At 61.9% G+C, this 24411-nt stretch carries 26 protein-coding genes; 9 read left to right on the top strand and 17 right to left on the bottom strand.

Annotated elements, in window-relative coordinates; translation table 11 throughout:
* Positions 1–98: 98 nt before the first annotated feature.
* A complete protein-coding gene (locus ASD00_RS22140) occupies positions 99–569 on the bottom strand; it encodes a MaoC family dehydratase (RefSeq protein WP_025427941.1) in 471 nt (156 codons plus the stop codon).
* Positions 569–1021, bottom strand: coding sequence for a MaoC family dehydratase (locus ASD00_RS22135; RefSeq protein ID WP_025427940.1), 453 nt, complete (start codon positions 1019–1021; stop codon positions 569–571). Before ASD00_RS22135 ends, ASD00_RS22140 begins: the two co-directional genes overlap by 1 nt.
* A 252-nt stretch (positions 1022–1273) precedes the next feature.
* On the opposite strand from ASD00_RS22135, the gene ASD00_RS22130 reads away from it, so the two are divergent.
* Positions 1274–2380, top strand: a complete 1107-nt coding sequence (locus ASD00_RS22130) for a hypothetical protein (RefSeq protein ID WP_025427939.1) — start codon at positions 1274–1276, stop codon at positions 2378–2380.
* A 150-nt stretch (positions 2381–2530) separates the two neighbouring features.
* On the opposite strand, the gene ychF is transcribed toward ASD00_RS22130, so the two are convergent.
* Complete coding sequence (ychF, locus tag ASD00_RS22125; RefSeq protein WP_057208775.1) at positions 2531–3634, bottom strand: redox-regulated ATPase YchF; 1104 nt, start codon at positions 3632–3634, stop codon at positions 2531–2533.
* 204 nt (positions 3635–3838) lie between these two features.
* Between ychF and clpS the strand changes: the two genes are divergently transcribed.
* Positions 3839–4150 carry an ATP-dependent Clp protease adapter ClpS gene (clpS, locus tag ASD00_RS22120; protein WP_025427937.1) on the top strand — a complete coding sequence of 104 codons (312 nt, stop codon included), beginning with the start codon at positions 3839–3841 and terminating at the stop codon, positions 4148–4150.
* A 3-nt stretch (positions 4151–4153) separates the two neighbouring features.
* Here the strand turns inward: clpS and ASD00_RS22115 are convergent, their stop codons facing one another.
* The 6 genes from ASD00_RS22115 to ASD00_RS22090 form a co-directional block, all read right to left on the bottom strand.
* Positions 4154–4606, bottom strand: coding sequence for a GNAT family N-acetyltransferase (locus ASD00_RS22115; protein ID WP_057208773.1), 453 nt, complete (start codon positions 4604–4606; stop codon positions 4154–4156).
* Between the two features lie 3 nt (positions 4607–4609).
* The gene (gene pth / locus ASD00_RS22110) at positions 4610–5329 is read right to left on the bottom strand and encodes an aminoacyl-tRNA hydrolase (protein ID WP_025427935.1); all 720 of its coding nucleotides are present in this window, start codon (positions 5327–5329) and stop codon (positions 4610–4612) included.
* A gap of 61 nt (positions 5330–5390) precedes the next feature.
* Positions 5391–6125, bottom strand: a complete 735-nt coding sequence (locus ASD00_RS22105) for a transporter substrate-binding domain-containing protein (protein WP_025427934.1) — start codon at positions 6123–6125, stop codon at positions 5391–5393.
* A gap of 30 nt (positions 6126–6155) precedes the next feature.
* Positions 6156–8528 (bottom strand): EAL domain-containing protein, encoded by a 2373-nt coding sequence (locus ASD00_RS22100; RefSeq protein WP_025427933.1) that lies wholly within the window; start codon positions 8526–8528, stop codon positions 6156–6158.
* A gap of 283 nt (positions 8529–8811) precedes the next feature.
* The gene (locus tag ASD00_RS22095) at positions 8812–9420 is read right to left on the bottom strand and encodes a 50S ribosomal protein L25/general stress protein Ctc (RefSeq protein ID WP_025427932.1); all 609 of its coding nucleotides are present in this window, start codon (positions 9418–9420) and stop codon (positions 8812–8814) included.
* 233 nt (positions 9421–9653) lie between these two features.
* Positions 9654–10835 (bottom strand): benzoate/H(+) symporter BenE family transporter, encoded by a 1182-nt coding sequence (locus tag ASD00_RS22090; protein WP_025427931.1) that lies wholly within the window; start codon positions 10833–10835, stop codon positions 9654–9656.
* Between the two features lie 248 nt (positions 10836–11083).
* On the opposite strand from ASD00_RS22090, the gene ASD00_RS22085 reads away from it, so the two are divergent.
* The 3 genes from ASD00_RS22085 to ASD00_RS22075 all read left to right on the top strand — a co-directional run bounded on the left by ASD00_RS22085 (position 11084) and on the right by ASD00_RS22075 (position 14409).
* A complete protein-coding gene (locus tag ASD00_RS22085) occupies positions 11084–12040 on the top strand; it encodes a helix-turn-helix domain-containing protein (protein WP_057208772.1) in 957 nt (318 codons plus the stop codon).
* A gap of 268 nt (positions 12041–12308) precedes the next feature.
* Positions 12309–13817 carry an aldehyde dehydrogenase gene (gene adh, locus ASD00_RS22080; RefSeq protein WP_025427929.1) on the top strand — a complete coding sequence of 503 codons (1509 nt, stop codon included), beginning with the start codon at positions 12309–12311 and terminating at the stop codon, positions 13815–13817.
* 199 nt (positions 13818–14016) lie between these two features.
* Complete coding sequence (locus tag ASD00_RS22075; RefSeq protein ID WP_025427928.1) at positions 14017–14409, top strand: DUF779 domain-containing protein; 393 nt, start codon at positions 14017–14019, stop codon at positions 14407–14409.
* 85 nt (positions 14410–14494) lie between these two features.
* On the opposite strand, the gene ASD00_RS22070 is transcribed toward ASD00_RS22075, so the two are convergent.
* The 8 genes from ASD00_RS22070 to lgt form a co-directional block, all read right to left on the bottom strand.
* Positions 14495–14848: an EF-hand domain-containing protein gene (locus ASD00_RS22070; RefSeq protein WP_025427927.1), complete on the bottom strand. Its 354-nt coding sequence runs from the start codon at positions 14846–14848 to the stop codon at positions 14495–14497.
* A 17-nt stretch (positions 14849–14865) separates the two neighbouring features.
* Entirely contained in the window at positions 14866–15105 is a 240-nt protein-coding gene (locus tag ASD00_RS22065; protein WP_025427926.1) for a membrane protein, read from the bottom strand.
* 516 nt (positions 15106–15621) lie between these two features.
* Entirely contained in the window at positions 15622–16554 is a 933-nt protein-coding gene (locus ASD00_RS22060) for a ribose-phosphate pyrophosphokinase (RefSeq protein ID WP_025427925.1), read from the bottom strand.
* Between the two features lie 208 nt (positions 16555–16762).
* The gene (locus tag ASD00_RS22055) at positions 16763–17578 is read right to left on the bottom strand and encodes a hypothetical protein (protein ID WP_025427924.1); all 816 of its coding nucleotides are present in this window, start codon (positions 17576–17578) and stop codon (positions 16763–16765) included.
* 89 nt (positions 17579–17667) lie between these two features.
* Complete coding sequence (locus ASD00_RS22050; RefSeq protein ID WP_025427923.1) at positions 17668–18819, bottom strand: Xaa-Pro peptidase family protein; 1152 nt, start codon at positions 18817–18819, stop codon at positions 17668–17670.
* Between the two features lies 1 nt (position 18820).
* A complete protein-coding gene (gene pgeF, locus ASD00_RS22045) occupies positions 18821–19615 on the bottom strand; it encodes a peptidoglycan editing factor PgeF (RefSeq protein ID WP_025427922.1) in 795 nt (264 codons plus the stop codon).
* 255 nt (positions 19616–19870) lie between these two features.
* The gene (locus ASD00_RS22040) at positions 19871–20974 is read right to left on the bottom strand and encodes a class I SAM-dependent methyltransferase (RefSeq protein ID WP_025427921.1); all 1104 of its coding nucleotides are present in this window, start codon (positions 20972–20974) and stop codon (positions 19871–19873) included.
* A 12-nt stretch (positions 20975–20986) separates the two neighbouring features.
* Positions 20987–21832: a prolipoprotein diacylglyceryl transferase gene (gene lgt, locus ASD00_RS22035; protein WP_025427920.1), complete on the bottom strand. Its 846-nt coding sequence runs from the start codon at positions 21830–21832 to the stop codon at positions 20987–20989.
* Between the two features lie 191 nt (positions 21833–22023).
* Here lgt and ASD00_RS22030 point away from each other — a divergent pair, with 191 nt between their 5' ends.
* The 4 genes from ASD00_RS22030 to ASD00_RS22015 all read left to right on the top strand — a co-directional run bounded on the left by ASD00_RS22030 (position 22024) and on the right by ASD00_RS22015 (position 24409).
* Entirely contained in the window at positions 22024–22284 is a 261-nt protein-coding gene (locus tag ASD00_RS22030; protein ID WP_057208770.1) for an accessory factor UbiK family protein, read from the top strand.
* A 447-nt stretch (positions 22285–22731) separates the two neighbouring features.
* Positions 22732–23232 (top strand): YbjN domain-containing protein, encoded by a 501-nt coding sequence (locus ASD00_RS22025; RefSeq protein ID WP_025427918.1) that lies wholly within the window; start codon positions 22732–22734, stop codon positions 23230–23232.
* Position 23233: 1 nt separating this feature from the next.
* Positions 23234–24052, top strand: a complete 819-nt coding sequence (gene proC / locus ASD00_RS22020; protein WP_025427917.1) for a pyrroline-5-carboxylate reductase — start codon at positions 23234–23236, stop codon at positions 24050–24052.
* Positions 24053–24067: 15 nt separating this feature from the next.
* Entirely contained in the window at positions 24068–24409 is a 342-nt protein-coding gene (locus tag ASD00_RS22015; RefSeq protein WP_025427916.1) for a tRNA-binding protein, read from the top strand.
* Positions 24410–24411 lie beyond the last annotated feature (2 nt).

The raw sequence follows: 24411 nt of genomic DNA, 5'->3' as shown, positions 1-24411 counted from the left end.
TTTCCGGGTTAACCGGAGTTACGGAAACGCTCTATCTCTTTATTTCCAAGCATTTCTTGACTGAAAGCCTCTTGGCGTTTTTCCTGGAGATGCCCTGGCTAAACGAACTCGATGACCTTGCTTTCGAAACGGATGACCGCCTCGCCGTGCTGGTTTTCGCCTTCGCAGAGGATCGTGTTGATCCGCCAGCCCGGCCGCGAAGCGAGCGTGCGGCTTTCGAGGAACGTGACGGCATAGGTCACGGTATCGCCGGCATAGACCGGCTTCAGCCATTTCAGATCCCGGAAGCCGGGCGAGGGGCCGAGCCGTGGCGCGTGCAGGCCTTCGGCCGCAAGCCGCCGCTGTTCGTCCTTCCAGAACCGGACGAAACACTGCATCCATCCGGCCGCGGTGTGCCAGCCGGAGGCGCATAGACCGCCAAACAGCGAATGCCGAGCCTCTTCCGCGTCGAGGTGGAACGGCTGCGGATCGAAGTCACGGGCGAAGCGGACGATATCCTCGGCGGTAAAGGCCAGGGTGCCGATGACGGTCCTGCGACCGGTGGCGTAAAACTCCTCCATCGTCATCATTAATTCTGACCTTTGTCGCGGCAGCGGAAGAGCACGGTACATTCCGAAACCGCCACCGGTTCGCCGGTCTGGTTGACGATTTCGTTGCGGAACTTGACGATGCCGAGGCTCGGCTTGGACTTCGACCGGCGCGCTTCGAGCACCTGGCTGAAACCGGTGAGCACGTCGCCTGCTATCACCGGCTTCTTCCAGTCCATGAAATCGATGCCGGGAGAGCCTTGAGACGAAGAATGGCCCATGAAGGCGTCGAGCATCATGCGCATGCCGACGGCGCTGGTGTGCCAGCCGGAGGCAGAGAGGCCGCCAAGGATGCTGAGTTTGCCAGCTTCCTCGTCGAGATGCATCGGCTGCGGGTCGAATTCACGGGCAAAGGCGATCATGTCCGCAGGCTTCATTTCGACCGGCTTGTAGTCGAAGCGTCGCCCTTCGGAAAAATCCTCGAAATACAGCATGCTGAGTTGTCCCGTCTGATTTGCTGACGCTTTACGTACTGCATAATTTCTCAAACCGGAATCGATTTAAGCGGGAAATTAAGCAGTGGCTTTCAAACGTTAGAGCGTGCCTCATTCGTCATCTCTGACCTGTGGCGCTCTCGTGTCGGTTGATGCCACCGTATCGTGGAATTTCCAGGTTGCGCATGCCGATTGTTCATGCAACCACCTGATTTATGGGTGTATCGACCGGCTTTTGATTGAGGAATGCTCGTGACCGAACTGAACAGGGCGCTCGCAGGCGCTGCCGAAAAAGGGATCATCTCTGCCCGTCAGGTGAGCGATCTCGAAGCCTATCTCGCTGACCGTGGCATCAGCTTCGGGCCGGTGGCACCGGATGCTGCCGCCGACCGGGACGATGCGGCGTTCGATGCCCGCGCCGCCGAAGACAGCGAACAGCCGCGGTTCGTCAGGGGATTTCACGATATCCTGATCACGATCGGCGTCGTTGTCGTGCTGATCGGCCTCTGGGGCTTGGGCGGCCCATTCGTAACGCTGCCGGTCATTCTTGGGCTCGCGGAAATCCTGGTGCGGCGCCAGCGGCTGGCGCTGCCGTCGGTGGCGCTGACGGTTGCTCTCGTGCATTGGGTCGGGACGACGTCACTGTTGTTCGTGAGCGAGCATGATGATGCCTGGAAGCCGATGGTCTTTGCACTCGCCTATCTATCAGCGTTCCCGATCCCGCTTGGTCTGTTCTACTGGCGCTATCGCGTTCCGCTGGCGCTGGCCGGTCTGATGGTGTCGGTCGCACTCATCTGCGTGGTCGCGATCCTTCTTGCCTTCGAGAGGAGCTTGGGGATCGACCTCGCCAACGACGACCATTTCATGCTTCTCGCGCTCACCGTTCTTGTCGGAGCCCTGGGTCTCTTTGCGACCGCCATGCGCTACGACGTTTCCGATCCACAGCGTGTGACGGCGCGCTCCGATACGGCGTTCTGGCTGCATCTGGCCGCCGCGCCCGCATTGCTCTACTCGCTGATCGGTCTGGTCTTCGTGTCGAACGGCCGCGGCACGTGGTGGGACGGGCAGGCCGGGCTTGGCCAGGCGATTGCCGCCATTCTGATCGTTGCCCTGTTCATGCTGGTCGGATTGGTCATCGACCGCCGCGCCTTCGTCACTTCAGGGCTGTTGTCGCTCGGAGGCGCGATCTGGACGATGCTCAACCAGACCGGCGCGTCGCTTGACAACTACGTCTTCGTTGCCTTCGCGGCGGTCGGCGTCACCGTGCTTTTCATCGGCATTTTCTGGCAGAAGCTGCGGCGCATTGTCATGAACCTGTTGCCGGAAATGATTACGGCGCGGTTGCATGCCGCGCCGTAATATCGGGTAACGCGCGTTGCGATCTTTCAGATCGCTTTCTGCGCTTTAAGCTCTTGTTCTTTGCGCATGTCGTTATCGCAAAACCGCAGCACACTTTTGCGCGACATGCTTCAATGGCTGCGCGCGTGAAGCGCGCCTCATCTCATTGTCTTACGTGTTGAAGCGGAAGTGGATGACGTCGCCGTCCTGGACGACATATTCCTTGCCTTCGTCGCGGGCCTTGCCGGCTTCCTTGGCGCCGACTTCGCCGCCGAGCGCAATGTAATCGTCGAAGGCGATGGTGTTGGCACGGATGAAGCCGCGCTCGAAGTCGGTGTGGATGACGCCGGCGGCCTGCGGTGCCTTGGTGCCGCGCGGGATCGTCCAGGCGCGCGTTTCCTTCGGACCGACCGTGAAATAGGTGATGAGATCGAGCAGCTTGTAGCCGGCGCGGATCAGGCGGTCGAGACCAGCCTCCTCGAGACCGAGCGCGCTCAGGAACTCCTTGGCTTCCTCTTCCGGCAGCTGCGCCACTTCGGATTCGATCGCCGCCGAAATCACGACGCTTTCAGCGCCTTGGGTCTTTGCCATTTCGGCAACCGCGCGGGTGTGCTCGTTGCCGTCGACGGCATCGCTTTCCGCGACGTTGCAGACGTAAAGCACGGGATGGGCGGTCAGGAGATTGAGGCCCTGCAGAATGCGCAGTTCTTCGGCATCAAGCTTGGCAAGCAGCGTGCGCACCGGCTTGCCGTCTTGCAGCAGCTTCAGCGACGCGTCCATGATCGGCAGCTGTGCCACCGAATCCTTGTCCTTGCCGCCGGCGCGCTTGCGGGTCTGCTCGGTGCGGCGCTCCAGGCTGTCGAGGTCGGCGAGCATCAGCTCGGTCTCGATCGTCTCGGCATCGGCGACCGGGTTGATGCGGCCTTCGACGTGGGTGATGTCGTCATCTTCGAAGCAGCGCAGCACGTGCACCACCGCATCCACTTCGCGGATGTTGGCGAGGAACTGGTTGCCGAGGCCTTCACCCTTCGACGCGCCGCGCACCAGGCCGGCGATGTCGACGAAGGAGATGCGCGTCGGGATGATTTCCTTCGACTTGGCAATGTCGGCCAGCTTGCGCATGCGCGGATCGGGAACCGCGACTTCGCCGGTGTTCGGCTCGATCGTGCAGAACGGATAGTTGGCAGCCTGAGCCGCCGCCGTCTTGGTGAGTGCGTTGAAGAGGGTGGACTTGCCGACGTTCGGCAGCCCGACAATACCGCATTTAAAGCCCATGGCTAAAACCTGTCGTTCTCGAATTCGTTGGGCGTGGCTATGGGATAAAGGAGCCGAACGGTCAAGCCTTCGCGCGTTTCGGCGCGGTGAAGGAGCGGGCTTTTGCTTGATTGGCGGTGTCTGGCGTACGATATTGAGTGGCAGCGTCCTGGGGCCGGATGGCCAACCGCGACCGCCTTCCTGTCATCAACGGGTGGATTTCCGATGAGTGACGACGATCTTGCCGCAAAACCGAAGCTGAAGCCGAAACCGAAGCTGGAGCGGCCGAAGCTCTACAAGGTCATTCTCGTCAATGACGACTACACGCCGCGCGACTTCGTCGTCATGGTACTGAAGGCCGTGTTCCATATGAGCGAGGAGGCGGGCTACCGGGTGATGATGACGGCGCACAAAATGGGGGTTTCCGTCGTTGTCGTCTGCGTGCGCGATATCGCCGAGACCAAGGCAAAGGAGGCGACCGACCTCGCCAAGGATGCCGGCTTCCCGCTGATGTTCATGACCGAGCCGGAGGAGTGACGGTCAGGGGCGGCGGATCTGATAGCCGGTCTTGTCCTGCCGGAAGCCACAATTTTCGTAGAAACGCAGCGTCGCGGGATCCTTCGACCCCGTCAGCAGCATGACTTTGTAGCAGCCGGCGGCCCACGCATCGCCGATGGCATGCAGGATCAAAGCGCGGGCAAAGCCGCGCTTGCGAAAGGCGGCCGAAGTGACGACGTTTTCGATGAGAGCGTAGGGTGCGCCGCCCCGCGTCAGGTTCGGCACGACGACCGACGTGACCGATGCGGCGGCGACATCGCCGGCAAACCCGATGAAGACCGTCATGCCGGGTTGTGCAAGGATTGCCTGAAAGCGATCGGTGGCGAGGGTTGTGTCGAGCGAAGGGTCGTCCGGGTTCAGTTCGCCATAAAGCGCAAGAAGTCCCGGCAGATCGTCTGCCGATGCCGCACGGATCGCGAAGGGCAGGGGCGACACCTGTCAGTCGCCCTTGGGGCCGAACAGCTTCTTCAGCATGTCGGCCATCGGACCGCTCGTAGGCAGCTTCTTCGGCTGAGCCGAATTGCGCGCCTGATGGATATGGGATTGCGCGCCCTGCTTCTTTTGCGCCTGCGGCTTGTCCTCGTCCGGCTTGCCGCCGGTCGCAAGCGCGATCTTGTTCAGAAGCTGCGAGTCCTCACCGCGCACCAGCATGTCGGCATTGTCGGCGATGGCGTCGAGCAGCGGCACCAGCCAGGTCTGGTCGACCTTGGCGAAATCGCCGAGCACATGGGCGTGGACGAGGTCCTTGACGCCAGGATGGCCGATGCCGAGCCGCAGACGGCGATACTCCTTGCCGCAATGGGCGTCGATCGATTTGATGCCGTTGTGGCCGCCGTGGCCGCCGCCGACCTTGATGCGGGCTTTTGCCGCCGGCAGATCCAGCTCGTCATAGATGACGGTGATATCCTTCGGATGCAGCTTGTGGAAGCGCATGGCTTCGCCGACCGCCTCGCCGGAGAGGTTCATGAAGGTCTGCGGCTTCATCAGCAGAACCCGTTCGCCGCCGATTTCACCCTCGGCGATCTCGGACTTGAATTTCTTCGACCAGGAGGAAAAGTTATGGCGGCGATGGATGACGTCGACAGCCATGAAACCGATATTGTGGCGGTTTGAGGCATATTTCGAACCTGGATTGCCAAGTCCTGCAATGATCAGCATGTCGTTACGCTCCGTCGGGCTTCCCCGCTTCACGAGCGCGAAACGCCATCAGAGTCAATCCTTATTTCGTTGCCTGTTCGCTTCCGCTCGGCCGAACGCCGTAACGATCGAAGATCGCATCCTGGGTGCCGTTGCCGATCAGGCGGTCGAGTTCGCGCTGCATCTTCTCGACCGTTTCCTTGTCCATGTCGCGATGGCAGGCGATGCCGTAATATTCGCCTTCCAGCATCAATGCCGCCTCGACGGGCTTGCCCTCGGCACGCATGCTTTCGAAGGTCTTCTCCGATGTCATCATCAGGTCGATGCGGCCGCCGATCAGTTTCTTCAGCGTCGAATCGAGATTGGTCGCATAGTCGATCTTCTCGAAGCCGTGTTCCGTGAGGTAGGTGGCGGAAAAATCTTCCCGCTGGGTGCCGATGGTGAACCGCTTTGCCGCATCGATCGAACCGGGGGCGGTGTCAGATCCCTTGCGCCGGACCATGATCATGTGGTCGACGAGCAGCGGCTGCACCCACTGGAACAGCTTTTCGCGCTCGGTGTTGCGGCCGGTGGTGAAGACGCAATAGGACGCATCGGTTTCTGCCAGCATGTAGGCCCGCGCCCAGGGCAGGACTTCGATCGTATAGGGAAGCTTCAGCCCCTCCATGATCGCGGTTACCTGCTCGACCGAGGCGCCGCTTGCGCCGCTCGAAGTCGAGAAGTTGTAGGGCGGGTAGTCCTCGGTGACGAATTTGATCGTCTGTGCTTCGGCGGCGGTGGAAAGGCCGAGGAACAATGCCAGGATCAGCTCTTTCACGCCTTGCTCCTTCGCGCCAGTGTCTGGCCGTTATGCCTGGATGTTGGCCTTGACTTCGGAATCGCTCTCCAGCATGGCCAGCATCTTGCCGATCGGCATGGGGCGGCTGAAAAGATAACCCTGCCCACAATCCACACCAAGCTTGCGCAGGAGTTGCCACTGCTCCTTGGTCTCGATGCCTTCCGCGACCACGGTGCAGCCCATCTGGTGCGAGATCGTGCGGATGCCCTTGATCAGCATCCGGCTCTTGCGGCGGATATCGGCGGTGCCGGAGCTGAGCGAACGGGTGAAGGACTGGTCGACCTTGACGATGTCGACCGGGAAGCGGTTGAGGTAGCTCAGCGACGAGTAGCCCGTTCCGAAATCGTCGAGCGCGATCCGGCAGCCGAACTCGTTGAGCTGCTTCAGCACCGCGTGCACTTCCGGATTGTCGAGCATCAGCACCGCCTCGGTGATTTCGATGACGATCCGGTTCGGCGAAATATGGTGCTTGAGGAGCAGGGCCGCGAGCTTGTGCGGCAGCGTAAGCTCGAACTGCAGCGGCGAGAAGTTTACCGCGAGATAGGTGTTTTGCGTGCCGTCGAGGGCGGAGATATCAGCCAGATGCCGGATAGCCTTTTCGAGAATGCAATCGCCGATGCGGGCGATCGTTCCCGTTTCCTCGGCAATGCCGATGATCTTGCCCGGCGGCATCACGCCCTTTTCCGGGTGGTTGAGGCGCATCAAGGCCTCGAAGCCGGCGATCTGGCCGTCGCTGAGGCTGACGATCGGCTGCAGCCACGCCTCGAAGTGATCGTCCTTGAGGGCCGCTTCGATGCACTGTTCGATCTCGTGGCGCTCGCGCGCGGCATCGAGCATGCTGGCGTCGAAGACCTGCAGACCGTTCTTGCCGTCGCGTTTGCGCGCATACATCGCCATGTCGGCGTTGAGCAGCAGGTCCGAAGCATTCTCGGCGTGCTCGGGATAAACGGAGATGCCGACGCTGGCGCTGACGAAAAGTTCGTTGCCGGCAATCGGCATCGGCTCGCGCAGGGCACTGACGATGCGCTCGCCGATTTCAGACGCAAGAGTGGCGACGTCCTTATCCGATACCAGGATCGCGAACTCGTCACCGCCGAGGCGTGACATGACATCGTCAGGGCGCAGGGTTGCGCGGATCAGCTCGACCGTGTGGCGCAGAACCTCGTCGCCGGCGGCATGGCCGAAATTGTCGTTGATCCACTTGAAGCGGTCGAGGTCGATGAACAGGCAGCCGACCTGGATGCCGCAGGCATCGGCGGTGACGATCGCCTCGTCGAGTGCCGCCTCGAAGCCCTGGCGGTTGAGAAGGCCGGTGAGGTGATCGGTGATCGCCTGGGCATGGTTGCGGCTTTCGGCCTGCTTCAACGCGGTGACGTCGGTCATGACGGATAGCGACAGGTCGCCATCGCCGGCCGTTTCCGTCTCCAGGATCAGCACGGTCATGAACGCGCCGTCTGCTTTGCGGAAGGGGACTGTGACCTCGCAGATGTCGTGGTCGCCGACGGCAATCGCCTTGGCGTGGCTGCGGTAGGTCTCGTGCCAGTGCGGGTCGATGAAATCGGTGAAATCCTCGCCGATCACCTGTTCGCGGTGATAGCCGGTTGCCAGCAGCCAGTAATCGCTGACGGCGCAGAGGCGGTTGTCGGTGTCGAGCGAGAACAGCATCGCCGGGGTCAGGTTGTAGATGTCGGTGGCGCGCTCATGCGCGCTCTTCAGCTCCATCGACTCACGCTCGAGCCGGTCCTGCATCTCGTTGAAATTGGCAGCCAGCGCGCCCATTTCGTCGTCCGAGGTCCAATCGACCCGGTGGCGCGAGCCCAGGCGCCGGGTCGCCTCTATGGCGGACGTCAAGCGCATCAGTGGGCGAATGACGGTGAAGCGGTTGCCGATGAGCGCGGCGGCAAAGACGGTGGCTACGGCAATCAGCAGGATGGCGAGGATAGCCAGCTCGTCCTTGCTGAACTGCGATAGCAGGCCGGGTGTCGGCGCGCGCACTTCGATGCTGCCGATTTCCTTGATGCCGTCGATCGAGTCGTAGGAAATGGGTGTTTTCAGGCTGCGGCTGTCGCTGTCGATGCCGAGGCCGCCGGAGGGCATCTGCGCGAGGATCGAGCCGGAGGTGTCGCGGATGGTGACAGCGACGATATCGGTGTCGTTCATCAGCGAGCGGGCGATGCGCTTGATGCCGTCGCTGTCGAAATCCCAGATCGGCTTGCCCAACGCTTCGGCGCTTGCGCCCATCAGAAGCTCGATGTTGTGCAGGCGCTCACGGGCGGCGCGTTCGCTGGAGATGCTGAGGAAGAGCACGAAGAGTGGGGCAACGAAAACCAGCATTGCACCGCAGACAATCGCAATAAATCGGTTCTCGACGGAATGCATCACTGGACGCATCCCCCAGGCGTTGCCACTCGTGTCATTTCGGATTCTCTTTAGACGCTTGCTTACAAATTTCCCCGGCGCAAGAACATCATCAAAACCTTAAATGTTGCTGAAATTGCTACGTGACAATTCGTGAGGAAGCCTGCTCGATTGCAGGACAGGGACAGCACGGCGGCAACCGGTGCGTTCAACGCAAAAGGCCCGCCTCGTTTGACGGGGCGGGCCTTTCAATGGGTACCGCAGGGTATCCGGCCGATGCCGGATCGCCGCTTCACCTCAAGGTGAATCAGGCTTCTGCTTCGCCTTCTTCTTCTTCCTTCAGACCGCCAGCCGGAGCAGCGATCGTGGCAACCGTGAAGTCGCGGTCGGTGATAACCGGGGTCGCGCCCTTCGGCAGCTTGATGTTGGAGATGTGGATCGCGTCGCCGACCTTGTGACCCGACAGGTCAACGGTCAGGAATTCCGGAATGTCGTCGGCAGCAACGGCCAGTTCGACTTCGTGGCGAACGATGTTGAGAACGCCGCCGGCCTTGAGGCCCGGGGACTTCTCTTCGTTGACGAAGTGAACCGGAACCTGAACGGTGACCTTGCTGTCCTTGGAGACGCGCAGGAAGTCAACGTGCATGGTGAAGTCGCGGACCGGATCCAGCTGGTAGTCCTTCGGCAGGACGCGGATCTTTTCGCCGTTGACGTCGATGACCGCAACGGTGGTCATGAAACCGCCGGCGTGGATCTTCATCGTCACGTCCTTGGTGGACAGCGCGATCGAAATGGGGGCCTGCTTGTCACCGTAGATGACAGCTGGGATAAGACCGTTGCGACGGAGTTCACGGGAGGACCCCTTACCAACCCGTTCGCGCGTCTCGGCCTTGAGCTCATAAGTTGCGTGGCTCATAGGTAGACCTTTCTATGTCTAATTCTGGAGAGTTCATCCGCAATGCGGAAAAACCGAAGCCGCATGGGCTTCATCCGCGTTGCCTCCAAGGGTGTCTACGCGGACGGGCGGTGCATAGACGAGATCACCCGCAAATGCAAGCTTTGCCGCGGTTTTAAAGCATGTGGCGCAGAGTGCACAGCGGTTTTGCGATAACGACTTGCGTGAAATCAAAGTGCGAAGGCGCGTCGCGCTCAGGCCTTTTTGCGCGTGAAGCGCGCCAGCGCCAGCATCAGGCCACCGGCGATCAGCCCCCAGAAGGCGCCCGAAACGCCGCCGAAGCTGACGCCGGAGGCGGTGACCAGGAAGGTGATTGCGGCCGCCTCGCGTGTCCTGGCGTCGGTGAAGGCCGCCATGGCGGAGCCGGCAAAGGCGCCGACAAGCGCAAGACCGGCGACTGCCTCGATCAGCACCGATGGTGCGAGGCTGACGAAGGTGGTGACCGCGCCGGCGAGCAGGCCGAAGATGACATAGAAGATGCCGGCATTGATCGTCGACCAGTAGCGTCGCGCCGGATCCGGATGGCTGTCGGCGCCGGCACCCATGGCCGCCGTGATCGCCGCAAGGTTGACCGCATGGCCGCCGAAGGGCGCGCTCAGCATCGAAAACAGGCCGGTCGTCGCGAACAGCGGGCCGGGGGTGGGGTTATAGTCGTTGACCTTCATGACGGCGATGCCGGGAATGTTCTGCGACGCCATTGTAACGATGAACAGCGGCAGCGCGATGCTGATCATCGCAGGCGTCGTGAAGGCGGGCATCACGAATTCCGGCCGCGGCACCAGAGCCGAAGACAGCTCGGCCAGGGCATCAGCAGGCATTTCGACGCCAAAGGCGATCACCAGCACGAAGGCGAGCAGGGCGGCCGGCACCGCATAGAGCTTGTTGACGCTGCCGACGATCGCCCAGGCCAAGAGGATCGGCAGGCCGAACAGCGGATTGAAGCCGATCGCCTTGACCGGGGCAAAGCAAAGGCTGAGCAGGACGCCGGCCAGCATGGCATTTGCCAGTGTCGCCGGAATGGACGAGACCATGCGGCCGAGCGGCTTCCAGAGGCCGGCAATAACGATGAGCAGGCCGCAGACGAGGAAGGCACCGACCGCGGCGTTGAAGCCGCCCTCGACCATGCCGGAACTGGCGAGCAGCGCGGCACCAGGCGTCGACCAGGCGACGCTGACCGGCAGCCGGGTCACGGCACTGAGGATGACGGCGCATACGCCCATCGAGATCGACAGCGCCATCAGCCCGGATGCGGCCTGTGCTTCTGTCGCACCGACGCCGCCAAGGCCGTGAAGGACGACGGCGAAGGAGCTGGCGAAGCCGACAAAGGCGATCAAGAGACCCATGAAGAGGCTCTGGAGCGAGAAGTCACGAAGCATGGCTGGCAACCGGTTGTTGTGAATGAGTGTCGGATGATGCTCGAACTCGCGTATCATATTCCGCCGGCGTGTCGATACCGCCGGCGTGATGAACGCATCAAACGCGCTGATGCGGGCATGAAGGTGGACCTTCGTCTTGCTGGACCTCTCATCCAATCGATGCCTATAGTATGGCCAAAGCAGGCTCAGCCGTTTGGGAGATCGGGTGGGACTTGCGTTGCCGGACGTGGCTTGCAGGGAGGAAACCGATGCCTGCCGTCAGGGATCATACGGAATACGTCTATCAGGTTGCGCACCGGTCCTCGGCGGCTGCAAGCTCGCCGGTGGCCGCATCCTGGCGCCGCTGCATGACGCTCCATGGCCTGGCACCTGAGGATCGGCGCACACCGGTTCGACTTTCCGATAGCGAGTTCCGATTGGCGCGGCAGCGATCGGCCGAACTGATCGCCGAGGCGGGCGGCGAACTCGACCGGCTGTTTGCGACGGTCGGCAAGGCCGGCTGCTGCCTGCTTCTGACCGACGACAAGGGCGTGGCGCTGGAGCGGCGTGGTGCGGTCGGTGACGATGCGGATTTCCGCGATGTCGGACTGTGGTCAGGAACTATCTGGAGCGAGGCCAGCGTCGGCACCAACGGCATCGGCACGGCGATCGCCGACGAGCGCGCCGTCATTATCCAGCGTGATCAGCATTTCCTCAGCAGCAATATCGGGCTTAGCTGCACGACCGCGCCGATCCGCGATCACCTCGGCCGGCTGGCGGCGGCGATCGACATCTCCACCTGCCGCGATGATGCGTCGGAGATCACCGTCTCGCTTTTGTCACAGGCCGTGCGCGATGCGGCCGCGCGTATCGAGGCGGGGCTCTTCCGTCGAGCCTTTGCCGGATCGCGGATCGTGCTCGTGCCGATCGACCGGGCAGGGCCGGCACTTCTGGCTGTCGATCGCGACGACCTCGTCAAGGGCGCGACACGCGCGGCGCGGCAATGGCTCGGACTCGACGACAAACGCATCGCCTCGGGCATTCCGGCATCCGATCTTCTCAAGGAGGATCCGTCCGGCGACGGGAGCGAGCTTCCCGATGCCGAGCGGGCCGCGCTTCGGCGCGTGCTGTCGCGCGCCAATGGCAATGTGTCGACGGCAGCCGAACTGCTCGGCATCAGCCGCGCCACGCTTTATCGCAAGATGAAACGGCTTTCGGTTAACTGAACTTTTACCTCATCTGAGGCTGCCCCCCTCATCCTAACCCTCTCCCCGCTGGCGGGGAGAAGGTCCCGGCAGGGGGATGAGGGGCGGAAGCGGCTCGAATCACTCATCAACGCGCCGCTTATTGCGCTGCAGCACGCTGACCTCAGCCCAGGTGTCTCACATCTGAAACAGATCGCGTCGCTGGCGATCGTGCCTCACTATCGAACACGCACGTTCGGCTTCACCTTCCTCTCACAGCTTTGGTTGCTGTTCACAGGGAGGAATGAACATGTTGCATCAGAAGATCGTCGAGAGCCCGTTCAAGCAGAAATACGGCAACTTCATCGGCGGTGAATGGCGCGAGCCGGTGGCCGGGCGCTATTTCGACAATACGACGCCGGTGACCGGCGGCGTGCTGTGCCAGGTCGCGCGCTCGGATGCGGCCGACATCGAGCTTGCGCTCGACGCTGCCCATGCCGTCCGCGAGAAGTGGGCGCGCACGTCGGCTGCGGAGCGGTCGAACATCCTGATGAAGATCGCCAGCCGCATGGAAGACAATCTGGAGCTTCTGGCGCGCGCCGAGACCTTCGACAACGGCAAGCCGATCCGCGAAACCATGGCCGCCGACATTCCGCTGGCGATCGATCATTTCCGCTATTTCGCCGCCTGCATCCGCGCCCAGGAAGGTTCTATCGGCGAGATCGACCACGACACGGTTGCCTATCATTTTCACGAGCCGCTCGGCGTCGTCGGCCAGATCATCCCCTGGAACTTCCCGATCCTGATGGCCGCATGGAAACTCGCGCCGGCGCTGGCCGCTGGCAATTGCGTGGTGCTGAAGCCGGCCGAGCAGACGCCGGCCTCGATCCTGGTCTGGGCAGACCTCGTCGGCGACCTGTTGCCGGCCGGCGTGCTCAACATCGTCAACGGTTTCGGTCTTGAAGCCGGCAAGCCGCTGGCCACCAGCCCGCGCATCGCCAAGATCGCCTTTACCGGCGAGACGACAACCGGGCGGCTGATCATGCAATATGCCAGCCAGAACCTCATTCCGGTCACGCTCGAGCTTGGCGGCAAGTCGCCGAACATCTTCTTCGCCGACGTGCTGGCCGAGGACGACGACTATTTCGACAAGGCGCTCGAAGGTTTCGCGATGTTCGCGCTCAACCAGGGCGAAGTCTGCACCTGCCCGAGCCGCGCCCTGGTCCAGGAAAGCATCTATGATCGCTTCATGGAGCGGGCGTTGAAGCGTGTCGAGGCGATCCGACAGGGCAACCCGCTCGACAGCGCCACGATGATCGGCGCGCAGGCGTCGAGCGAGCAGCTCGAAAAGATCCTCTCCTATATCGACATCGGCAGGCAGGAGGGCGCTGAGGTGTTGACCGGCGGCGGCCGCAACGTGCTCGAAGGCGAGCTGGCGGAAGGCTTCTACGTCAAGCCGACCGTCTTCCGCGGGCACAACAAGATGCGGGTGTTCCAGGAAGAGATCTTCGGGCCGGTGGTGTCCGTCACCACCTTCAAGACCGAAGCCGAAGCGCTGGAGATCGCCAACGATACGCTCTACGGCCTTGGCGCCGGGGTCTGGAGCCGTGACGCCAACCGTTGCTACCGCTTCGGCCGCGAGATCCAGGCGGGCCGGGTGTGGACCAATTGCTACCATGCCTATCCGGCCCATGCGGCCTTCGGCGGCTACAAGCAATCGGGCATCGGTCGCGAGACCCACAAGATGATGCTCGACCATTACCAGCAGACCAAGAACATGCTGGTGAGCTACAGCCCGAAGGCGCTCGGCTTCTTCTGAGGCTTCGCCATCGTTCCCTCTCCCCTATGGGAGAGGGCCTCCCAGGTGTGGCCGAGGGCTCTTCTCCAGCTCTCGCCCTCGGTCCACCCCGACTTTGAAAACGCAAGGCGCGGCGCTTGTTTCAAGGCGCTTGATTCGCGCATATCGTCATCGCAAAACCGCTGCACACTTTTGCGCGACATGCGCAAGGAGGCTCAACATGACCACCACCGAACCGCGCGTGCTGGCGACCGACGCGGCGCTCGAGTTCATCGCCGAGATCAGGCGCGATCATCCCGACATCCTGTTCCATCAATCGGGTGGCTGCTGCGACGGCTCGTCGCCGATGTGTTATCCCGCCGACGACTACATCGTCGGCGACAATGACGTGAAGCTCGGCGAGATTGGCGGCGTTCCCGTCTATATCAGCGCCAGCCAGTTCGAAGTCTGGAAGCATACGCAGTTGATCATCGACGTGGTGCCGGGCAGGGGCGGGATGTTCTCGCTCGACAATGGTCGCGAGCGACGCTTCCTGACGCGTTCGCGCCTCTTCGGTGGTGGCGAGGCCTGCCCGCTGGCGGCCACAGCCACGGCGACAAGCGCCGGCGCATGACCGCTACTTCCGCCAGCGTGAGCTGACAGCCGTGTCCTCTGTTGCGCTGCCTTCGCGACCGTTTTTCGTCCGATCCGCGCGCGTTCTACTGCAGACTGCCGTCGCCGCCGCGGTCGGCCGCCTTGAAATCGGCCATCACGCTGTTCAGGAACTCGCTTTGGGTGATCTTGCCGTCGCGGTTCACGTTGATGGCGGCAAACTGTTGGGCGTTAAGGACAGGCGCTACCTCGTCGGCGCTTAGAGTGCCGTCCTTGTTCTTGTCCAGATTTGCGAAAGCCGTTGTCATGAAGGCCTGATATTCGGACCGGCTGATCACGCCGTCGCCGTCGCGGTCGAGCCGATCCATTTGCCCCTGATACATCGCCGCAGGCTTATCCTGTGCGGCGACCGGAGCGAACTGGCAAAGCACGGATGCCATAAGGAGAGTCACTTTTCGCATCTCGTAGCCTTTCGCAATCAGCGGCAAGTCAAGGCATTACCAACCGCACCGCCAAGGGTGGCGCCGCCGCCGACAGCCCAGAGCTGACCGGTGCCTGCGCCGATGGCCGAGCCGGCGAACCCGCCAAGGATTGCGCCGCTGACGGTCCCGGCAAGGCAGCCGAAATCGCCGGTGCTCGTCCGAGAGTACGTAGCAGATTGGCAACCAGACAAGGCGAGGCCGCCTGCAAGAATGAGGGTTAGCGTACAGTTACTCATCTTTTCCTCCAAAATTATCCGGGGTGATCGGGATAGATCGGGGAGCCGCCATTTGCGTGGCGCTGCATGGAAGTAAAGTTCCGATTATGTTCTTCTAAGAATCAAAAAGGCTTCTGTTCGATCAGAAGCACGTCATTGATGAACAATGCTGTCTGCAGAGAAAGGTGTCAGCAACAGCGGGCAGATGTTACCCCTTGGGATGGAAGATGACAACTCTCGGGGGCCGTTGCTACAGCGCCGCGCCTCCAACTAGACGCGCAAAGATTGCTGTAGCGCTTTGATTTACTGCATAATTCTTTCGCTAGACCGTTTTCGATTTAACGAAAGAATTATGCGCTAAGGCATGTCGCACAAGAGTGCACAGCCGTCTTGCGACAACGACATGCGTGAAATCGAGCCTTGGAAGCGCGTTGCATAGGGCTGCCTAAACGCAACGCGCTTTTCAGGAACGACAGAAAATGGGCGCCAAATCCCGCTTGACGAAGACGGATGCTTTTGCGGGCGGCCGAGCCTCTCTCAGTCGAAGAGGCTCGAAACCGATTCTTCCTGGCTGGTGCGGTTGATCGCCTCGCCGAGCAGAGTTGCCGTGGTGATGACGCGGATGTTGTGCGCCGACTGAACCGCCGTCGTCGGCTGGATCGAGTCGGTGATGACAAGTTCCTTAAGCATCGACGAGGTGACGCGGGCAACCGCGCCGCCGGAAAGCACGCCGTGGGTGATATAGGCGGTAACGCTCGTTGCGCCGTTCTTCAACAGCGCTTCGGCCGCGTTGCAGAGCGTGCCGCCGGAATCGACGATGTCGTCGATCAGCAGGCAGTCCTTGCCCTTCACGTCACCGATGACGTTCATCACTTCGGATTCACCCGGGCGGTCGCGGCGCTTGTCGACGATGGCAAGCAGACAGTCGAGACGCTTGGCGAGCGCACGGGCGCGTACCACGCCGCCGACGTCGGGCGAAACGACCATGACGTTCTTCAGGTCGTAGTTTTCCTTGACGTCGCGGGCGAGGATCGGGATCGCATAGAGGTTGTCGGTCGGAATGTCGAAGAAGCCCTGGATCTGGCCGGCGTGAAGATCGAGGGTCAGCACGCGATCGGCGCCGGCCTCGGTGATCAGGTTGGAAACCAGCTTGGCCGAGATCGGCGTGCGCGGACCGGGCTTACGGTCCTGGCGGGCGTAGCCGAAATAGGGCAGCACCGCGGTGATGCGGCGGGCCGAGGAGCGGCGCACCGCGTCGATCATGATGAGCAGTTCCATCAGGTGATCGTTGGTGGGGAACGAGGTCGACTGGATGATGAAGACATCCTCGCCGCGCACGTTTTCGCCGATCTCGACGAAAATCTCCTGATCGGCAAACCGCCTTACGGTCGCTTTTCCAAGAGGCAGGTTGAGATAGTTGCAGATCGCTTCGGCCAGCAGCCGGTTCGAATTGCCTGCGAAAACCTTCATTGACGGACCGCCTTGAGCTGGCGCGGCTACCGTCCGGGTTCATTTCCGGGAGCGGCATTTTCCGCGCAGATTCCGAGAGCCATTCCAATCGCGGACATTCATTGCGGATGGCCGCCGTTCAGAGCTGATCGGCCGCTTTTTAGCGACACTGAACTTGAATGCAAGGGGAATGCTGCGCCGCGAAGCGCATTATCCTAAAAACTTTGTATCAACCGGGTCTGGATTGCCGCCATTCGAGGTAGGCGCTGATGGTTTTGGTGGCGATTGCCTGCATGGTTTCGGCCGGAATGCCCTCCCAGAGATCGGCACCGACAGTGGCAACTGAGTCCTGCCCCTGAATGCGGTGCAGCCGATTGCCGCTGCCGTCGAGCACATCCCAGACGTAGACGATCGTGGTCTTGCCATTGTCCTTCAGGGCCGAGAAGTAGCCCTTGAGGATATGTTCGCTGCTGGCATCGGCCGAACCCTTGATCGTCAGGCCATGGCTGCGCGCCTCGGCGCCGAGCTGTTTCGACAGCGGTGTGACGGCGGCGACAGGCGCGCCGATGATCGGCAGGAAGCGGATCGTCCCGCTCGTCGCCGTGCTTGCGGAAGGCACGGAGGCAACGGCCGGCTGCTGCTGCTGAACCTCTTCGGCAACAGGTTCGGATGTTTCCACAGGCGCCGGCTCGGCGAGCATCGTCGTGTTCTGCACCGGTTCCACACCGGAAGCCAGGCGACTTGCCTGCGCCTCAAGCGAGCCGGCGGGATCGGTGTAGGTGCTGTCGCCGGTCGCATATTCCGTCGGCATGCTGGCAGGTGCCGGCTGGGAGGCGAAGGCCCGGGTCCGCTGCACCGGCGAGCTTTGCACCGGAACGACGGCGGTCTGCGTCGACATCGATTCGAGGTCGGACTGCGTCACCGGCGGCGAGCGGAACGTTCCGCCGCCGACATCGACCTGCGGTATCAGCGCGTCCGTGCTGTTACAACTTGCCAGGGCCGCTACAAGGCCAAGGCTTGCGATGGGCGTGATAAGCTTTCGCATCGTTCAAACCGTCCGTCTTTCCTTCGCGGCAGTTCTGTGAAGTCATCTCCTGTTGTCTGCCATTTCAGCGCGAGTGTAGGCGGATTTCCCTAAGCAGAAATGAAGTCCAGCCCATAACGGGAAAGAGCACGCGGCGTATCGGTGGTTGTGATGTAGGTCTGGCCGAGCGTCATGGCCGTGCCGCTGTCGGAATCCATGATGATCATGTGCACGAACAGCGACATGTCAGGCTCGATCTCCTGCGGGTTGCCGACATGGAACATCTGGTGCTCCATCCAGGACGGCGAGAAGCGCGCGCCCAGCGAATAACCGCAGGTGTTCAAGCGGTGCCGGGCCAGGCCGCGCTCGTCCATGATCTTGGCGTGCACGTCGAAGACCGTGCCGAAGGTGTTGCCGGGGCGCAGCACCATCTCGATCGCCTGGATGGTCTCACGGCAGGCGCTGTAAAGCTCGCGGTGGCGGTTGGTCGGTTCGCCGATCACGACGGTGCGCATCATGGCGGCGTGATAATGGGCGCTGACGCCCGCCCATTCCAGCGTCAGCTGATCCTGGCTGTCGAGCAACCGGCGGCCGGCCTTGTAGCGGCAGAGCAGCGCGTCGGCGCCCGACCCGATGATGAACTCGTTGGCGGGGTAGTCGCCGCCGCCGGCAAGGATCGCTCCCTGCATCGCGGCAAGGATGTCAGCTTCGTTGCCGCCGGGGCCGATCAGCGGCAGCGCGGCGTCGAGCGCGTCATCGGCAAGGCTTGCGGCCTTTTCCACATGGGCGATTTCGGCCGGGCTCTTGATCAGGCGCAGCCGGCTGACGAGCAGCGAGGCATCGACGAGCTCGCCGAAGGTCGAAAGCTGGTTGTCGACAAGGCGTGCGGTGCGGCCGGTCATGCCATGGGTGTCGTATTCGACGCCGATGCGGCTGCCGAGCAGGTCCATTTCGCTCAAGAGGTTCTTCAGGTCCATCGTCGGGTCGGCGTTGACACGGTCGACCCAGATCTCGATGCGCTCGATATTGGAGGTGTGACGGGCCTGGCGCAGGTCGGCCGAGCGCGTCAAAAGCACCATTGAACCGTCCTTCTTGACCACCAGCGTCTGGAAGAAGCAGTAGCCGAAGGTGTCGTAGCCGGTCAGCCAGTACATGCTTTCCTGGGCAAAGAGCAGAACCGCGTCGAGCTTGTCTTCGCGCATCTTCGCGGTCAGCCGCTCAAGGCGGGCGGCATATTCCTCCTGGGCAAATTGAAGCGCCATGTCAGGTCTCCCGTATGCAAATTGCGGATATCTGCCGGCCGTAGTCCGGCTCCTGCCGATGCGTGGTGCGGCGGTAGGAGAAGAAGCGATCCTCGTCTGCATAGGTGCAGATGTCGAGGTTTTCGGCGGTAACGCCGGCTGCGGTAAGGCGTGCGATGGTCAGGCCCGGCAGATCGAACATGGCGTGGCCGTCGCGTTCGGATGGGTTGAAGAATTGCGCATAGCTGCCATCGGTCGCCAGGAACCGATCGACGAACTCGGCGCCGACTTCGTAGTTGCGCCGGCTGATCGAAGGTCCGAGACAGGCGACGATGCGTTCGCGGCTGGCGCCGAGCGTCAGCATCGCCTCGATCGTGCTTTCGAGCACGCCGCCGAGCGCGCCCTTCCAACCGGCATGGGTCGCGCCGATAACACCGGCGTCGGCATCGGCAAACAGAATAGGTCCGCAATCGGCCGACAGAACGCCAAGCACGATGCCGGGCGTCGCCGTCACCAGGGCGTCGGCCGTAGGTCGGCTGCCGTCGTAGCTTGCGTCCACGACGATGGCGTCGGGGGAATGGACCTGATGGACGGTGGCAAGCTGTTCCGGAGCGGCGCCGAACCAGCGGCTGACACGAGCGCGGTTCTCACCGACCCGCTCCTTGTCGTCATTCGAGCCGAGACCAACATTCAGTCCGCGATAGATGCCTTCGGAAACGCCGCCTTGGCGGGTGAAATAACCATGTGCGATCGCCGGACCGGCCTTGTCGCTAAAGAGCGAGCTTTGCACGGGGGAAAGCGCGGCATCATGCTGCATCGGTGTTTTCGCCCTTTGCTTTGACGTGAGTTTCAATGGGGTTGGGGGCACGTGTGGCCCGGTGGCTGGCGGCTGATTTGCCAGCGCGATGTTGACCCGCGATGGCGGGGCTGTCAATTGCCGAACGACAGGGGTGCCGTTCGGCGCGGGCTTAGGGCCGATGGCGCAAGGCGCCAATCCCAAGGCTCAAGGGGCGCAGGAACACCCCAGGCCCTCTATATGATTTTCACCCTTGGCCGGCCACGCCCGAAGCAATCATGCCTTGGGTTTGCGAAACGGCGGAAGCGCGATTGGCGGGCTGCTGACGGCGAGCACCTTGAAAAGTTCGCCCATCTTGCCTTCGCCGGATCCGGCAAGCCTTTCGACGTCCTGGCGGATGCCTTCCTGGATCATTGCATCCTTCTCGCGGCCCAGCGCCGCGGCGCGCTCCAGAAGACCAAGGCCGATCAGGAAATCGCCCTGGTGAGCAAGCCCATTGATCTGCACGCCGTCGTTCTGCGCGCGCCGCGCCAGTTGCTCGAAGTCGACATGGCTGGTCAGGTCGGCGCGTCCAGGGTTGGCAAGTGGCGGATCGTACTGATGGTCGAGCAGCGCTTGCAGCGTGTCGCCGTAGTTCGTCGCCAGGTGCCCGTAGTCGATGATGACGGCGGTGCCGCCGCCGATCTTCAGCCGTTCGCAAAGGGCGGCCATGACTGCGTCGCGGGCAGGCGCGATCTCGAAGATCGTGCCTTCGGCAACTGCTTGTGCGGGCGTCGGCAACAGTGTCGGGTCGATGCCGGCAATCCCCGCGGCAAATGTCAGCTCGTCCTCAGCGTCGAGGCCGACCATGCGTTCGCGAAACCCTTGCGGCGTTCGCACGAACTGGCGGATCGGGATGGCATCGAAAAGCTCGTTGGCCGCCAGGAGCACAAAACCCTCCGGCAGCGTTTCGAAACTGGTGTGCCATTCCACCTTCTCGCCATGGGCGGCCAGTGTTTCCGCCTGGATCTTGCGCAGGCGATCACTCGTTTCGACGAGATGGACGCTGGCGGTGGCATAGAGTTCGGGGGACAGGCGCCTGACGACCCGTAGGACGTCGGACATCATCGTGCCGCGGCCGGGGCCGATCTCGACGATCACGGGCTGCTCCGGCGCGCCATGCTGCTGCCAGGCATGAACCAGGAAGATGCCGATCATCTCGCCGAAGAGCTGGCTGATTTCAGGCGCCGTGGTGAAGTCGCCCGCTTTGCCGAAGGGTTCGCGAACGCGATAGTATCCGTGCTCCGGATCCGCGAGGCAGAGCGAGAAATAGTCGGTGACGCTGATCGGTCCGTTGGTCCTGATCAGCGTCTTTATCTTGTCCGCGAGTGGTGTCGTCATGCGCCCGTCCAATTATGCAGCAGCGACGGCGGCCCGGCACGCCCGGGCGATGGCCCAGATGCCGGCAAGCGCCATCGGCAGCGAAAGCAGCATGCCCATGGTCAACCAACCGCCGGCGAGATAGCCGATCTGCGCGTCCGGTTCGCGGAAGAATTCGACGAAAATGCGGCTTGCGGCATAACCGAGCACAAAGATGCCGGTGACAAGACCCGGCGATTTCAGCGCATGGCGGCGATAAATGAACCAGGCGATGACGGTGAGCAGCACGAGACCCTCGAGTGCCGCCTCATAGAGTTGACTCGGGTGGCGGGCAAAGGGGCCGCCGGTCGGAAACACCATTGCCCAGGGCATGGACGACAGCCGGCCCCAGAGTTCGCCATTGATGAAGTTGGCGATGCGGCCGAAGAACAGGCCGATTGGCACCACGGTCGCGACGATATCGAACATGCTCCAGATGGCGATGCCGTTCCTGCGCGCAAAGACGATCATGGCGATGGTCGTGCCGAGGAAGCCGCCGTGGAACGACATGCCGCCATTCCAGATCTCGAGCGCGCGGATCGGGTTTTCGAGAACGGAGCCCAGATCATAGAAGAGGATGTAGCCGATGCGGCCGCCAAGCACGATGCCGCCGGCGGCCCAGAGCAGGAAGTCGTCGAGCTGCGCCAGGGTTGCCGCGGGTTCGCCATTGCGCCAGAGCGACGTGTTCTGCACGAGGCGGCGCGCGTAGTACCAGCCGATGAGGATACCGGCGACATAGGCCAGTCCGTACCAGTGGACAGCGAGCGGACCGATCTGGAAGATCACGGGATCGATTTGAGGGAAGGGGAGAATGGCGAGGCGGGTCGCGATGGTTTCCAAAATGTCTTCTCGTTCCGGACCGGTTGTTTTGCCGGAACATGGCGATCGAATCCGGCGGGGTCAAGGCCGCTTGCGGCCGACGGCCAGCCACAGTTTGGTGATTTTTCTTGCATCCGTTCGCGCCTGACCCTACCTGAAAACCAGGACCGCATCGCAGTGCGAGGCGGCGGCTGAATATGGAGATCAGAACGATGAGCACAGGCGCCAACCGCATCATGGATGATTTTGCCAAGTTGATGACCGATGCCGCAGGGGCGGCCCAGGGTGTGCGTCGCGAGGTCGAGACCGCGTTTCGCGCCCAGGTCGAGCGCGCGATGAATTCGCTCGATGTCGTCAAGCGCGAGGAGTTCGAAGCCGTGAAGGAAATGGCGATCAAGGCGCGCGACGAAAACGATGCGCTTCTGGCGCGTATCGAGGCTCTGGAAGCGCGTCTCGCCGAAAGTGGCAAGTAACGCGATTCTTGCGAAATAACGGCTTTTCAACGTTTCTACTTCGCCCGCGGATCGATTCTGCGGGCGTTTTGCTGTCGTTATTCCTTGGCGGTGTGAAACGCCGCACAGGGAGGTTAATAAAACCTGAAAAGTTTTCCACCTGTGGACACTGGCAAAAAACCCTTATGCCAGAGTCGCTTAACCACCCGCGCTGAATCGAAATGGCAACACGCAAGTGGTTGTACCCGGCTATTTTTCGGCCGGGGGGCTGGCAGCCTGACTCCGCCATTATACACTGATTTTAAATGATGATTCGAAACGGACCACGCAAGCTCCAGGCAGGGTAAGTCAGCCAGGATGGATGTGAGTTCAGCAATCATAGTGTGTTCTTATTCAGTGCCAGGTTTGCAGAGTTGCGTCTTGTAAACGTGATAACGCGCGCCTGTGTCGCGCCTACTAGGGTGATGCATGAGCCTTTTGGAAATGGAAATCGAGCGTCAGTCCAACCCGGTCGATATGATCGAGTTTGTGGCCGCCACCAATGACTGGTCATTCGAACGGTCGGGCGAGGACGAGATCGCCATGACCGTGGAGGGCAAGTGGGCGGACTACCACGTTTCCTTCTCGTGGATGGAAGAGTTCGAGGCGCTGCATCTTGCCTGTGCCTTCGACATCAAGGTTCCCGACAGCCGCGTCAACGAAGTCATCCGTCTTCTGTCGCACATCAACGGTCAGGTGCTCATGGGGCATTTCGATCTGTGGCGGCAGGAAGAGGTGGTGATCTTCCGGCAGTCGCTGCTGCTCGCCGGCGGCGCCGAGCCCACCAATCAGCAGGTCGAAGTTCTGCTTTCGAGCGCGCTTGATGCCTGCGAGTCCTATTTCCAGGCGTTCCAGTTCGTCGTCTGGTCGGGCATGGATGCGCAGCGCGCCGTTGATGCGGTGCTGTTCGAAACGGTCGGGGAGGCTTGAGATGGCAGCCGTCGCTTCCGGTCCCATCGTTCTCATCGGCGCCGGCAACATGGGCGGCGCCATGCTCAGCGGTTGGCTGAAGAGCGGCGTCAAGGGCGCCGACATTCTCGTCATCGATCCCGGCCCGCCGCCGGCGATGGCAAAGCTGATCGCCGACAATGGCGTCAGTCACGCGACCTCGGCTCCCGCTGGCGTCGAGGCTGCGGTGATTTTCATCGCCGTCAAGCCGCAGGTGATGGAGGCGGTGCTGCCGCCGCTGAAGACACTCGTCGGTGCAAGCACGGTGATAGTTTCAGTCGCTGCCGGCAAGACGCTTGCCTTCATCGAAAGCCATCTGGGTGCTACCGCCACCGTGCGCGCCATGCCCAACACGCCGGCGATGATCGGGCGCGGTGTTACCGGCGCCTTTGCCAATGCCCGCGTCAGCGACGCGCAGCGCGGCCAGGTACATGATCTCCTGAAGGTCAGCGGCCCGGTCGAATGGGTCGAGACTGAAGCCGATATCGATGCCGTCACCGCCGTTTCCGGAAGCGGTCCGGCCTATGTCTTCTACCTCGTCGAGTGCATGGCGGAGGCCGGGCGCAAGGCCGGTCTCAAGGCGGACCTCGCCATGCGGCTCGCGCGGGAAACCGTCGCGGGGGCTGGTGAACTCCTTTATCAGTCCCCCGACGACGCTTCGCGGCTGCGCCAGAACGTAACCTCGCCGGGTGGCACGACCGCCGCAGCACTCGCGGTGCTGATGGCCGATGACGGGATGCAGCCACTTTTCGACAAGGCCATTGCCGCTGCCCGCCAGCGCGCCGAGGAACTGGCCGGTTAATTCAAGAGCATTGTCATGTCGGAAACGATTACTTTCGCAGATTTCGAACGCGTCGATATTCGTGTCGGCACCATCATCGAAGCCGAGGTTTTCCCCGAGGCGCGCAAGCCGGCCTACAAGCTGCAGATCGATTTCGGCCCTGAAATCGGCATAAAAAAGTCATCGGCGCAGATCACGGTGCACTACCAGCCTGAGGATCTCATCGGCCGGCAGATCATGGCAGTGGTCAATTTTCCGCCACGCCAGATCGGTCCTGTCCGTTCCGAGGTTCTTACGCTGGGCTTTGAAGACGAGGCTGGCGCAATCGTGCTGGCCGCCATCGACAAGGCGATTCCCAACGGCCGCAAACTGATGTGATC

It is taken from the genome of Ensifer sp. Root31 (genome assembly GCF_001424825.1).
Classification (GTDB): domain Bacteria; phylum Pseudomonadota; class Alphaproteobacteria; order Rhizobiales; family Rhizobiaceae; genus Ensifer; species Ensifer canadensis.
The sequence above is the reverse complement of the archived record's forward strand: the minus strand, read 5'-3'. Positions and strand labels throughout refer to the sequence as shown.

Coding starts and splice junctions, on each gene's coding strand:
- ASD00_RS22095 (WP_025427932.1), bottom strand. CDS start 9,420: ATGAGCCACGCAACTTATGAGCTCAAGGCCGAGACGCGCGAACGGGTT.
- ASD00_RS22040 (WP_025427921.1), bottom strand. CDS start 20,974: ATGACGACACCACTCGCGGACAAGATAAAGACGCTGATCAGGACCAAC.
- ASD00_RS22090 (WP_025427931.1), bottom strand. CDS start 10,835: ATGCTTCGTGACTTCTCGCTCCAGAGCCTCTTCATGGGTCTCTTGATC.
- ASD00_RS22050 (WP_025427923.1), bottom strand. CDS start 18,819: ATGGCGCTTCAATTTGCCCAGGAGGAATATGCCGCCCGCCTTGAGCGG.
- pth (WP_025427935.1), bottom strand. CDS start 5,329: ATGCTGATCATTGCAGGACTTGGCAATCCAGGTTCGAAATATGCCTCA.
- ASD00_RS22060 (WP_025427925.1), bottom strand. CDS start 16,554: ATGAAGGTTTTCGCAGGCAATTCGAACCGGCTGCTGGCCGAAGCGATC.
- ASD00_RS22085 (WP_057208772.1), top strand. CDS start 11,084: ATGCCTGCCGTCAGGGATCATACGGAATACGTCTATCAGGTTGCGCAC.
- adh (WP_025427929.1), top strand. CDS start 12,309: ATGTTGCATCAGAAGATCGTCGAGAGCCCGTTCAAGCAGAAATACGGC.
- ASD00_RS22015 (WP_025427916.1), top strand. CDS start 24,068: ATGTCGGAAACGATTACTTTCGCAGATTTCGAACGCGTCGATATTCGT.
- ASD00_RS22070 (WP_025427927.1), bottom strand. CDS start 14,848: ATGCGAAAAGTGACTCTCCTTATGGCATCCGTGCTTTGCCAGTTCGCT.
- ASD00_RS22140 (WP_025427941.1), bottom strand. CDS start 569: ATGATGACGATGGAGGAGTTTTACGCCACCGGTCGCAGGACCGTCATC.
- ASD00_RS22065 (WP_025427926.1), bottom strand. CDS start 15,105: ATGAGTAACTGTACGCTAACCCTCATTCTTGCAGGCGGCCTCGCCTTG.
- ASD00_RS22030 (WP_057208770.1), top strand. CDS start 22,024: ATGAGCACAGGCGCCAACCGCATCATGGATGATTTTGCCAAGTTGATG.
- ASD00_RS22135 (WP_025427940.1), bottom strand. CDS start 1,021: ATGCTGTATTTCGAGGATTTTTCCGAAGGGCGACGCTTCGACTACAAG.
- ASD00_RS22055 (WP_025427924.1), bottom strand. CDS start 17,578: ATGCGAAAGCTTATCACGCCCATCGCAAGCCTTGGCCTTGTAGCGGCC.
- clpS (WP_025427937.1), top strand. CDS start 3,839: ATGAGTGACGACGATCTTGCCGCAAAACCGAAGCTGAAGCCGAAACCG.
- ASD00_RS22025 (WP_025427918.1), top strand. CDS start 22,732: ATGAGCCTTTTGGAAATGGAAATCGAGCGTCAGTCCAACCCGGTCGAT.
- ychF (WP_057208775.1), bottom strand. CDS start 3,634: ATGGGCTTTAAATGCGGTATTGTCGGGCTGCCGAACGTCGGCAAGTCC.
- ASD00_RS22075 (WP_025427928.1), top strand. CDS start 14,017: ATGACCACCACCGAACCGCGCGTGCTGGCGACCGACGCGGCGCTCGAG.
- proC (WP_025427917.1), top strand. CDS start 23,234: ATGGCAGCCGTCGCTTCCGGTCCCATCGTTCTCATCGGCGCCGGCAAC.
- pgeF (WP_025427922.1), bottom strand. CDS start 19,615: ATGCAGCATGATGCCGCGCTTTCCCCCGTGCAAAGCTCGCTCTTTAGC.